The organism is Kitasatospora sp. NPDC094015, from assembly GCF_040304075.1.
Taxonomy (GTDB): Bacteria; Actinomycetota; Actinomycetes; order Streptomycetales; family Streptomycetaceae; genus Kitasatospora.
Map to the genome: position 1 here is coordinate 1 of NZ_JBEOUL010000066.1, position 10,840 is coordinate 10,840.

Here is a 10,840-nt window from a genome sequence, read left to right on the forward strand (position 1 = left end):
CCGCGGCGGCCCGGGCGCGGCGGCCGCCCCCCCGGCCCCGCCCCCCGCCGCGCGTTCCGGTGCCGGCTGGCCCGACCGGTCGCCGGTGTGAGAGCCTCGCGCTCGTGGCCACGGAAGCGGAGGTCGGCGAGCTGCTGCACCGGCGTGGCTGGCGGACGGCCTTCACCCTCGCCGACCGGGTGGATGCCTGGGCGGAGCTGGTGAGCAGCGTCGAGCGCGGCTACCCGGACGACATCGACGAGTTCACCAACGACCTGTACTGCCGCACCTGGATCCACCAGGCGTGGATCCTCCTGGACGAGGACCTCGTCCAGCTGTGGACCCCGCGGATCGAGGCGCTGGACCTCCGGTACCGCGCCGTGACCGTGTACGACGACGGCCTGGCGCTGGAGCAGTTCCACCGGGTGCCGGGTCCCGATCTGTGGTGGTGGCGGCGCCACCCCCGGGTCCTGGCAGGTGACCTCGGCCGGGCGCTGCGCGCCGCCGGCGCCGTCGGTACCGATCCGGACGACGGCCGGCCTCCGGACTGACGGGCCCGGCAGGGCGAACCCGGTCCGCCGGGTGGAGCAGGAGCGCCGCGCGCGCCCGTCCACTCCCCCGGGACGCCAGGTGCGGGCCGGTCCCGCCGCACCGACCTGACGAGCTCTGATCGTTGCGGCCCGGCGGCCGGGCTCACTCAGTGAGGCTAATCACTGCCTCGCGGTCTCGGCGCCGGACGTCGAGGCGGTGTACGTTCCTGCGACCAGCGGGTCAAGCACCCCCGCTGCCGCAGATGCCCGGTCAGCAGCGCCTCCGACGAGAGAGACACCAGACATGTCTGCACAGGTCCCGACCCATCACCCACCCCAGCGCATCGGCGTGGTCGCCGAATCGGCGTCCGGGGAGACCCGCGTCGCCGCAACGCCCGCGACCGTGCGGCAGTTGCTCGGACTCGGCTACCAGGTCGTCGTCGAGTCGGGGGCCGGCACCGCCTCCGGCTTCACCGACGGCGCGTACACCGAGGCGGGCGCGAGCGTCGGCGACGCCTGGGCGGCCGACGTGGTGCTGAAGGTGAACGCGCCGTCGGACGCCGAGATCGTCCGCCTGCGCCCGGACACCACCGTCGTCGGCCTGCTCGCTCCGGCCCAACACCCGGACCTGGTCGAGCAGTTGTCCGCGCAGGGCGTCACGGCGCTCGCGCTGGACGCGGTCCCGCGGATCTCGCGGGCCCAGTCGATGGACGTGCTCAGCTCGATGGCGAACATCGCCGGGTACCGGGCGGTGATCGAGGCGGCCCACGTGTTCGGGCGCTTCTTCACCGGCCAGGTCACCGCCGCGGGCAAGGTCCCGCCGGCGAAGGTGCTGGTGGCGGGGGCCGGCGTGGCCGGGCTCGCCGCGATCGGCGCGGCGTCCAGCCTGGGCGCGATCGTCCGTGCCACCGACCCACGTCCGGAGGTCGCGGACCAGGTCCGCTCGCTGGGCGGCGAGTACCTGGCCGTGAACGCGGTGCAGGAGGCGAGCACGGACGGCTACGCGAAGGCCACCTCCGCCGACTACGACCGGGCCGCCGCCGCGCTCTACCACGAGCAGGCGAAGGACGTGGACATCATCGTCACCACGGCGCTGATCCCTGGGCGGACCGCGCCGCGGCTGGTGACAGCCGAGGACGTGGCCGCGATGAAGCCGGGCAGCGTCATCGTCGACATGGCCGCCGCACAGGGCGGCAACGTCGAGGGCACCGTGCCGGGGCGGGCGGTGGTGACCGACAACGGCGTGACCATCATCGGCTACACCGACCTGGCCGGCCGGCTGGCCACCCAGGCGTCGCAGCTGTTCGGCACCAACCTGGTGAACCTGGTCAAGCTGCTGACCCCGGGCCAGGACGGCCGGCTGGTCATCGACTTCGAGGACGTCGTGCAGCGGGCCGTGACGGTGGTCCGCTCCGGCGAGGTGACCTGGCCGCCGCCGCCCGTGGCGGTGTCCGCCGCCCCGGCCGCGGCGCCGGCGGCCCCGGCCGCCCCGGTGGCGGCGAAGGAGTCCCGGGCGACCCCGGCCGTACGGCTCGGCCTGACCGGCCTCGGCATGCTGGCGGTGTTCCTGGTGATCGCCTTCGCACCGAGCCAACTCGCCGAGAACTTCACGGTGTTCGCGCTGGCGGTGGTGATCGGCTACTACGTCATCGGCAAGGTCCACCACGCCCTGCACACCCCGCTGATGTCGGTGACCAACGCGATCTCCGGCATCGTGGTGGTCGGCGCCCTGCTCCAGATCGGCCACGAGAGCTGGATCGTGACCACGCTGTCCGCGGTGGCCGTGCTGCTGACGAGCGTGAACATCTTCGGAGGCTTCGCCGTCACCCGCCGCATGCTGAGCATGTTCTCGACTGCCCCCGAAAGGCGCTGAGCCCGATGACTTCCACCACGGCCTCGCACGCCGCGGACCTGGTCGCCGCCCTGCTGTTCATCCTCAGTCTCGCCGGGCTCTCCCAGCACCGGACCTCCCGCGCCGGCGTCGTCAACGGCATCGCCGGCATGGCACTCGCCCTGGTCGCCACCATCGTGCTGGCGGCGCAGAGCATCACCGCCGGCGCGGTCGCCCTGATCGTCCTCGCGATGGCGCTCGGCGGCGCGGCGGGCCTGTGGCGGGCGCGCCGGGTCGAGATGACGCAGATGCCCGAACTCATCGCCGTCCTGCACAGTTTCGTCGGTCTCGCGGCCGTCCTGGTGGGCTGGAACGGCTACCTGGAGGTCGAGTCGCACGGCGCCGCCCAGACCCTGGTCTCCGGCGAGCTGCTGGGCATCCACCACGCCGAGGTGTTCATCGGCATCTTCATCGGCGGGGTGACCTTCACCGGCTCGGTGGTGGCCTACCTCAAGCTGTCGGCCCGGATCGCCTCCCGCCCGCTGACGCTGCCCGGCAAGAACGCCCTCAACCTCGGGGCGCTGGCCGCGTTCGCGGGACTCACCGCCTGGTTCACCGCGAGCCCCGGCCTCGGGCTGATGGTCGCGGTGACGGTGCTGGCACTGCTGCTCGGCTGGCACCTGGTCGCCTCGATCGGCGGCGGGGACATGCCCGTCGTCGTCTCGATGCTGAACAGCTACTCGGGCTGGGCCGCGGCCGCCGCCGGCTTCCTCCTCGACAACAACCTGCTGATCGTCACCGGGGCGCTGGTCGGCTCCTCCGGCGCGTACCTCTCGTACATCATGTGCCGGGCGATGAACCGCTCGTTCATCTCGGTCATCGCGGGCGGCTTCGGCATCGAGGCGCCGACCGGCGGCGAGGAGGAGCACGGCGAGCACCGCGAGATCCGCGCCGAGGAGACGGCCGCACTGCTGGCGCAGGCCCAGTCCGTGATCATCACCCCCGGCTACGGGATGGCGGTGGCCCAGGCCCAGCACCCGGTGGCGGAGCTGACCCGCCAGCTGCGCGAGCGCGGCGTCGACGTCCGCTTCGGCGTGCACCCGGTGGCCGGGCGGCTGCCGGGGCACATGAACGTGCTGCTCGCCGAGGCCAAGGTGCCGTACGACATCGTGCTGGAGATGGACGAGATCAACGACGACTTCGCCAAGACGTCCGTGGTCCTGGTCATCGGCGCCAACGACACCGTCAACCCGGCCGCCACCGACGACCCGTCCAGCCCGATCGCCGGGATGCCGGTGCTGCGGGTGTGGGAGGCGGAGCAGGTGATCGTCTTCAAGCGCTCGATGGCGTCCGGCTACGCGGGCGTGCAGAACCCGCTGTTCTTCCGCGAGAACAGCAGCATGCTCTTCGGGGACGCCAAGCAGAGCGTGGACGCGATCCTCCAGGCTCTCCCCGGCCAGGCCCAGGCCGCCCCCGCCGCGTCCGTCCGCCAGCACACCACGACCGGCTGACCGGCTGACCGGTACCTCACGGACAGGGCCCGCCCGGACACCGCGTCCGGGCGGGCCCTGTCCGTGAGCCGTGCTGCGGTGCGTGGCGGCGGGAGCGGACGTCCGGCGGGCCCGGGCCGGTCAGCCGGCGACGGGGAGAGCCCAACTCTGGTTCGCCGTGTTCCACACGTCGTCGGTGGTGATGCAGTCCCACTGCTGCAGGACGGCCTGCTGGGCCGGCACACCGGACGGGGCGGCCGCGTCCAGGCAGCGGCCGGTGGCCCGGTTCTTCAGGATCATGGTGGTGGGGAAGCACATGCAGGTGTGCCCGACCCAGGCGGTGGTCCACTCGGCCGGCGCGTAGCCCGCGTCGCAGTACGGGTACTGGAGGACGGGGGTGCCGTTCGCGTAGGTCCCCGAACGCCAGTCGAGCATCAGGCACTGGCCGGAGTGCCGGGCCTTGAGCCGGAAGTACCCGTTGCCGCTGTCGAGCATCTCGAACTCCTGCGAGGCGCTGGTGTTGTTCGGCCACAGGAAGACGCCGGTGTACGAGGCGGTCGACGCCCAAATGACGTCGGCGCGCAGCCCGGTGCGGGCGTTCACCAGCTCGTAGCGGACGGGGTCGGCCGCCTGGGCGGGCGCGGGCGTGAGCGCCGCGAACAGGACGAACGCGAAGGCGGCCACGAGGCCCGCCGGAGTGAGGCGGAGGCGTCGGCGCCGGGCCCGTACCGGCGGTGCGGCCGGGCCGGAACGGTCGGACGGTCGGGTGAGGGATCTCCGCATGCTGGGTACCTCCGGGGGGTGTCGAGGGGTCGGGCACCTGTCGCCGGGCACCCGGGGCGCGGAGCGCGCACGGCCCCGCGCCACTCTGGCGCGGCGGCCTGTGCACCGACCTTGCGGCCGCCTTGCGGGCCAGCCAGCATGGGGGCGGCGGACGGTTCGCACGCGCTGTCGATCACGTGGGGGTACCTGTGGACGTCCGGTTACTGGGCGAGGTCGAGGTGCGGTCGGCGGGGCGGCCGCTCGACATCGGGACGCCGCGACAGCAGGTGGTCCTGGCCGCGCTGGCCGTCGATGTCAGGCAGCCGGTCCCGATCGAGACCCTGGTCGACCGGGTCTGGGGCCACCGGCCGCCCGCCCGCCCCAGACCTGTGCTGTACGCGCACCTGAGCCGGATCCGGGCCCTGCTCCGGCAGACGGCCGCCCCCGGTGGCGAGGCGGCCGCCCGGATCGAGCGCCGCCACGCAGGCTACGTCCTGGACGTCGAGCCCGAACGGGTCGACCTGCACCGCTTCCGCCGCCTGGTCGAGCGGGCGGCGGAGGACCGCCAGCACGACGACGAGGCCGGGGCCGCGACGCTCGCCGAGGCCCTGCGCCTGTGGCGCGGGGAGCCGCTGGCGGGCCTCTCCGGCGAGTGGGCCGCCCGGGTCCGGGCGAGCTGGCACCAGCGGCGGCTGGACGCAGCGGTCCGGTGGGCCCAGGCCGAGTTCCGGCTCGGCCGGCCCGGCGCGGTCATCGCCTCGGTGCCCGACCTCACCGCCGAGTACCCGCTGGCCGAGCCCCTGGAGCACGTACTGATCCAGGCCCTGCACGCGGCCGGGCGCGGCGCCGAGGCCCTGGACCGCTACGGCGCCGTCCGACGCCGACTCGCCGAGGAGCTCGGCACCACCCCCGGCCGGGAACTCCAGGCGCTCTACCGCGCCCTGCTGGCCGGGGCCCACCCGCGGCCGGGCACCTGCTGCGCAACGACTGCGAACACCTGATCCGCTCCTGCGAGGCCTACGTGGCGAGGATCCCGCCGACACCGGACGTGTCAGCGCCGCCGCGGAGTCGTTCCACGAAGGTCCGCGTCTCCGCGCCGAAGTCGACGCCGCTCACGGTAGCCGGCTCCCGATCACCGTCGACAGGTACGCGGCGAGCTGCACCTCGGTCGCGAGGAGCGCCGGATGGTTCAACCAGCCCATCCGAGCACCGTCCGGCTTTCCCTCGTGCACCGGAGGCCACTTCGTCAGCGGCGTGAAATCGTCGATCACGATCGAACCGGCGGGCGTCAGCAGGCGTTCCGGATCAGCTGCCGGCGTCTGCTTGCCGTTCCCCCCGCCGTCGACCACGAGCAGGTCGAAGGGGCCGTGGTCGTAGATGGCGGTCCAGTCGTCATGGACGATCTCGACATCGGGCAAGTCAGCGAGCAATTCGGATGTCGCCTCCACCAGTCGACGGTCCCGCTCGACACTCACCACGCGCACACCGGGACGTCGCCCGGCAACCATCCACGCCAGACCTACATCGCACCCGGTACCGGTCTCTCTCCGAGGTCCATAGGTGTGGAACGATCTCATCACATGGCTGGTGTGATCACGGCGTCGGAACGCATTGGATAGCCCCGTTCAGCGGACTGCAACCGCGCGACTTCCGCAGACTGATCGCTATGTTGCGCCGAGAAGGTGCTGAGCTGACTCGGCGAGGGCGTCCCTGGTCACTGCCGCTGGAGGACCAGGTGCTGCTGGTCATCGCTTACTGGCGAGCCAATCTGACACTACGTCAGCTCGTCCCACTGTTCGGCGTCTCCAAGTCGGCTGCCGACCGCATGGTCGACCACATTGGGCCGTTGCTGGCGCTCGAGCAGCGGCAGCGTTTCCGCGCCGGCACCGTTCTCATCGTCGACGGCACGCTCGTGCCCACCCGCGACCACAGCGTCGCCGAGCAGTCCAAAAAACTACAGGTACTCCACCAATCACCAGGTCGTCATCAACGCTCACACCCATCTGGTCGTCGCTGTCGGCAAGCCCCTGCCGGGCGACCAGTACGGCTGTAAGGCCTGGGAGAAGTCCGGCGTGAAGGCCGCCGTCGGCCAGACGACAACCATCGCCGACGGCGGCTATCCCGGCAACGGCCTCGTCATCCCGCACCGGAGGCCACCCGGCGGCGAGCTCACCGAGTGGCAGGCCGAACACAACTGCGAGCACAAACAGGTCCAGGCCAGCGTCGAGCACGTCTTCGCGCGCATGACAACCTGGACGATACTGCGCGACTGCCACCTCAAGGGCGATGGCGTGCACCACGCCATGCTCGGCATCACCCGCCTGCACGACCTCCTTCGGACCGCATGAGTCGGAGAACCGCCGAGCTCGGGCCCGTGTCCGAGACGTGTCGAAGATCGATTACGGGCTTAGCCCTCAGCAGGCAACGTCGAACGCAAACGCCCAATCGTCCGCAAGACCTCGGTACGGTTCTTGGCGACCTTCAACCACGTGGGCAGCCGCTCAACCAGACTCGTAGGAGCCCAAGGCAACAGCTCTCCGCGTTCACGCAGCTTGGCCGCCACATAGGCCTCCAACAGATCGAGATGGCGAGCATTGTAGGCCCACAGCACATGTCCACAGCAGCTCTCCTGCAACCACACCGGCCGCCGGAAGTAAGGATCGACAGGGCCACTCACGGCAGCGGAGGCGACAGTCTCGTCCTTGAAGAAGCCGCACTCCTTGCAGCGCAGTCGGCTATGGACGTTCATGCCCCCGGAGGCTGCGGCGTCTCCGTCGGCAGGGGCCTCCGGGTGCGGCATGACGGCAGCACACCCATCACACCGAGGGCAGCGCACCCACACCTCGTCGAGGAAGTCGTACCCGTACTTACGTTCGCGCTGATCCCGAAACCGGTCCCCAGGCGCCGATGCATTCCCGCTCACCGGAACAGCCTGCCAGAATCCGGCCCCCGTGCAGAGCAGGTACCCATCCACCCGCCGGGGGTGGCCCACCCGGCGCCTGCTCACACAGCATCACTGTTACCGGATATTCGCAGTAACGTGCCCAGTGCCGTGCAGTGTCGCACGAGCTCAGTCATGCGCCATTGCGGCGAGGCGGAGCTGTTCGTCCTCCACGATCCGCACCGCCAAGGAACGCTCCGAAATGTCGACGGCCTCGGGTGTCGACTCCGCCACCTCGCTTCGACGCGCATACTCGTCGAAGAGTCGGTTCTTCGCCCGCAGGATCTCCAACATTCGCTGGTCCACGCTGTCTGTGGCGAGCAGCCGGTGCACCTGGACTCGCCGGACCTGTCCCATGCGGTGGCACCGGCCCACGGCTTGACTCTCCGTGGTTGGCTTGACCTGCGGTTCACACAGGATGACGACTGAAGCGGCCTGGATGTTCAGCCCCACGCCTCCGGCCTGGATCTGGCTCAGTAGCACCGCGTGACCCGGCACAGCGGCGAACTGATCCACCAGGTCCTGGCGACGGACCGCCGAAAGACTGCCATCGATCGGGCCGAATGCCCCTTGTCCCAAGGCGTCTTGGACGATGGCCAACACGTCCCGGAAGAAGGAGAAGACGACGACCTTCCGCCCGTTGTCGGCGGCTTCCCGGATGATCTCCCGCAGTCGCCGCAGTTTCGCCGACCGGGCAGGATCCGCGTACGCCGCACGGCGCATGGCCATGAAGTTTCCCTCGGCAACGGCCGCCCGGTACGCGGCGGAATCAGTCGGCGTGAACTCCTCCCACTCATCGACGTGAACGACCTCGGGAAGCTCGGTGAGGACATCCTGCTGATTACGGCGAAGGTAGGCCGGCGCAACCGCCTTTCGGAATGCCTTCGACCCCGCGGCAGCTGATCCGCTGTGGATCCGGGGCAGCAGGTCCGGCTGGAGGTAGTGCACCAGGTTGCGGAACTCCTCGACCCGGTTCTCCATCGGAGTGCCGGTGAGGAAGAGGACCCTCTCGACCCGGTCGGTCCACGCGGCAACCGCCAGGGAGCGCTGTGCCTTGTGGTTCTTGACGTAGTGGGCCTCGTCTACCACGACCATGCCGACAGCGAGCTCCGAAGGGACCTGCAATCGGCGGAGTCCGTCGAATGTCACCACGGCGACACCACCGTTCCGGAGCCACTCCTCAGAGGCCGCTTCCCGCTCCTGACCGTGGAAACGGTAGGCGCGCAGAGTGCTTCGCGACTCGATCTCCCGGGTCCAGTTGATCAGGACGCTGGCCGGGCAGACGACGATGAAGTGTGCGCTGCCCTGAGTTCGGAGGTGTGCCATCGCCGCAATCGCCTGAACTGTCTTCCCCAGGCCCATCTCGTCGCCGATGATCACCCGCTTCTGCCGGAGTGCGAAGCGCGCTCCGAAGGCCTGGTAGCCCCGGAGCGAGACCGTGCACTGCGTGTCGTCCAGTGGCTCGGCGCGGACCCGGTCGGACAGTTCCTCAGGTAGGAAGCCCTCGGAGGCGCCGTCCTCGACCGGTCCGAGTCCGGCAATGTCGTCAAGCACGCCGTAGAACTCGGCCGAGCGGTACTCGAAGTCCGTCCACGCCTCGATCACGGTGGCAGGCGGGCGTAGGAGGTCTGCGGATGCCTGGGCGAAAAGCAGCGGTACGGCCTCCGCCTCCAGTTCTGTGAGCAGAGACGTGAGCCGGTCCACCGCTGCGAACGCCTCTTGCCTGCGTCGCCGCCCGGCGAGGAGGCCTCGGATGGCGCCCCGAGCCGGTTGGGCCGCGGCCACGAGGATGACCACCTCACCGACCACCCGCTGCGCGATCTCCTGGGCGCGGGCCGCATCGGGCCCGGCGACGACCAGCCGCTGGAGCGCGATGACCAGTGCGGTGCTCATCGGATCCCAACGGTCGACGTCGAACCGGACCGCCACAGTCTGTTCGGTCGCCTTGGCAATCTGCCGGGCAGCCGCTATCGCCTGGGCGGCCGTCTGTGCGCCGACTCCCGGGAGCAGTTGGAGCGAGTACGCCGAGGCGTCGACGATGTGCCGAACGGTGCCGAGGCCAGCAGCCTCCAGCGCGCTCACCCTGAGCCGCCCGTCGGTCACCTCCCTGAGCTTGGCCACAGGGATGGCGGTCAGTTCGTCGCGCACCAGCCGATCCCTCAGAGCAGCCGCGGCCTCGGTGACCTGGGTGACTGCGCTGCGATGGTCGTCGATGACCGCACGAGCGACCGCATGGAGCTGCTCGGCATCCGCGAGGACGGCCCGGGGCTTCCGACCGGTCCGCTGCCTGTCCCCCACGTCCCGCTCCTACCTCGGCTCGACCATCCGGCACCCTTCGGGCCCCCACATGATTCCATCCCTGCCCGCCCGTGCCCCCACGATTGCCGACATCCTCCGTGACCGCCGCGCGGCGGCCTCGGCGGGAGCCGAAGCCGCCCACCGACGCCGCCGGGCCCGTCATCGGCCTGGACGTCAGCGCAGCACGCGGATGGCCATCACCGACCCGTCCTGGTTCAACGAGACCGGCCCGTTCCACTTGGCGTCCCACTGCCCGGCCGGCCAATCCGAGCGCAGCGCGTGAGCCTTGTGCCGGTACTCCTCGACCCGACCGGCCGCGAGGTCCGTGAAGAGGTCCCGGGCGATCCCCGAGAAGGCCTCCACTCGGGTGCCGTTCAGCCGGAAGACGTGATCGGTGCCCACGAAGTCGACACCGTGGACGGAGTACGCGACGTCCTGGACGATACCCGTACCCGCATGCGTGTACTGCTCGTAGTGCCGCTTCCCCTGGCGCTTCGACAGGTATTGCGCGGTGGGTTCACCCCCTCCGGTGAAGGCCATCAGACCTGCCGCGTCCGCGTGCGCGACGACACGGCGGAACCAGCCGTATTCCTCAGGCCGAACGTGGTAGCCGGAGACCATCCGTGGCTTCTCACCAGTCCCCCACGCGAGGTCGATTCCCGGTAGGACGGCGCGGTCCTCGGGCGGGCTGTCCAGATCGGCCTCGCCGACTCCGGCACTGAGGTGCAACGTCCCGTCCCCAGGCGCCTCCAGCAGGTGGAGGGTGATGGGGTCCTTGCCCGGGATCTCCGTGCCGAACACCATGGCCGGGGTCTCATCCGGCGTTCCGATGTGGACCGCCTCGGCATGGACGGCCGCAGTGGACAGCTGGGTGTGCACCTGTGCGGGTTTTCCGTGCGTTCCCTTGCAGGCGACTAGAGCCTGTCTGATAATTGATCTTGTGGCAGGTCGAGGTGAGTTGACGGATGCGGCATGGGAGCGGATAGCCCCTTTGTTGCCGCAGGTGGAC

Annotated in this window: 9 protein-coding genes and 1 pseudogene; 5 read left to right on the forward strand and 5 right to left on the reverse strand. The window is 70.5% G+C overall.

Going from position 1 to position 10,840, the window contains the following annotated elements; translation table 11 throughout:
• Nucleotides 1-104: 104 nt before the first annotated feature.
• The 3 genes from ABT014_RS34070 (at nucleotide 105) to pntB (ending at nucleotide 3,851) form a co-directional block, all read left to right on the forward strand.
• Complete coding sequence (locus ABT014_RS34070) at nucleotides 105-530, forward strand: hypothetical protein (RefSeq protein ID WP_350643666.1); 426 nt, start codon at nucleotides 105-107, stop codon at nucleotides 528-530.
• A gap of 283 nt (nucleotides 531-813) precedes the next feature.
• Nucleotides 814-2,382, forward strand: coding sequence for a Re/Si-specific NAD(P)(+) transhydrogenase subunit alpha (locus ABT014_RS34075; RefSeq protein ID WP_350643668.1), 1,569 nt, complete (start codon nucleotides 814-816; stop codon nucleotides 2,380-2,382).
• A 5-nt stretch (nucleotides 2,383-2,387) separates the two neighbouring features.
• The gene (gene pntB / locus ABT014_RS34080; protein WP_350643670.1) at nucleotides 2,388-3,851 is read left to right on the forward strand and encodes a Re/Si-specific NAD(P)(+) transhydrogenase subunit beta; all 1,464 of its coding nucleotides are present in this window, start codon (nucleotides 2,388-2,390) and stop codon (nucleotides 3,849-3,851) included.
• A 120-nt stretch (nucleotides 3,852-3,971) separates the two neighbouring features.
• Here the strand turns inward: pntB and ABT014_RS34085 are convergent, their stop codons facing one another.
• Nucleotides 3,972-4,514 (reverse strand): RICIN domain-containing protein, encoded by a 543-nt coding sequence (locus tag ABT014_RS34085; RefSeq protein WP_350643672.1) that lies wholly within the window; start codon nucleotides 4,512-4,514, stop codon nucleotides 3,972-3,974.
• Between the two features lie 287 nt (nucleotides 4,515-4,801).
• Between ABT014_RS34085 and ABT014_RS34090 the strand changes: the two genes are divergently transcribed.
• A complete protein-coding gene (locus tag ABT014_RS34090; protein WP_350643674.1) occupies nucleotides 4,802-5,593 on the forward strand; it encodes an AfsR/SARP family transcriptional regulator in 792 nt (263 codons plus the stop codon).
• A gap of 111 nt (nucleotides 5,594-5,704) precedes the next feature.
• Here the strand turns inward: ABT014_RS34090 and ABT014_RS34095 are convergent, their stop codons facing one another.
• Nucleotides 5,705-6,040 carry an O-methyltransferase gene (locus tag ABT014_RS34095; RefSeq protein WP_350643676.1) on the reverse strand — a complete coding sequence of 112 codons (336 nt, stop codon included), beginning with the start codon at nucleotides 6,038-6,040 and terminating at the stop codon, nucleotides 5,705-5,707.
• Between the two features lie 132 nt (nucleotides 6,041-6,172).
• On the opposite strand from ABT014_RS34095, the pseudogene ABT014_RS34100 reads away from it, so the two are divergent.
• A pseudogene (locus ABT014_RS34100) lies at nucleotides 6,173-6,940 on the forward strand (transposase).
• A gap of 59 nt (nucleotides 6,941-6,999) precedes the next feature.
• Here the strand turns inward: ABT014_RS34100 and ABT014_RS34105 are convergent.
• The 3 genes from ABT014_RS34105 to ABT014_RS34115 all read right to left on the reverse strand — a co-directional run bounded on the left by ABT014_RS34105 (nucleotide 7,000) and on the right by ABT014_RS34115 (nucleotide 10,710).
• Nucleotides 7,000-7,341, reverse strand: coding sequence for a hypothetical protein (locus tag ABT014_RS34105; protein WP_350643678.1), 342 nt, complete (start codon nucleotides 7,339-7,341; stop codon nucleotides 7,000-7,002).
• Nucleotides 7,342-7,662: 321 nt separating this feature from the next.
• Nucleotides 7,663-9,831: a DEAD/DEAH box helicase gene (locus ABT014_RS34110; RefSeq protein WP_350643681.1), complete on the reverse strand. Its 2,169-nt coding sequence runs from the start codon at nucleotides 9,829-9,831 to the stop codon at nucleotides 7,663-7,665.
• Between the two features lie 174 nt (nucleotides 9,832-10,005).
• Nucleotides 10,006-10,710, reverse strand: coding sequence for a hypothetical protein (locus ABT014_RS34115; protein WP_350643683.1), 705 nt, complete (start codon nucleotides 10,708-10,710; stop codon nucleotides 10,006-10,008).
• Nucleotides 10,711-10,840: the final 130 nt, after the last annotated feature.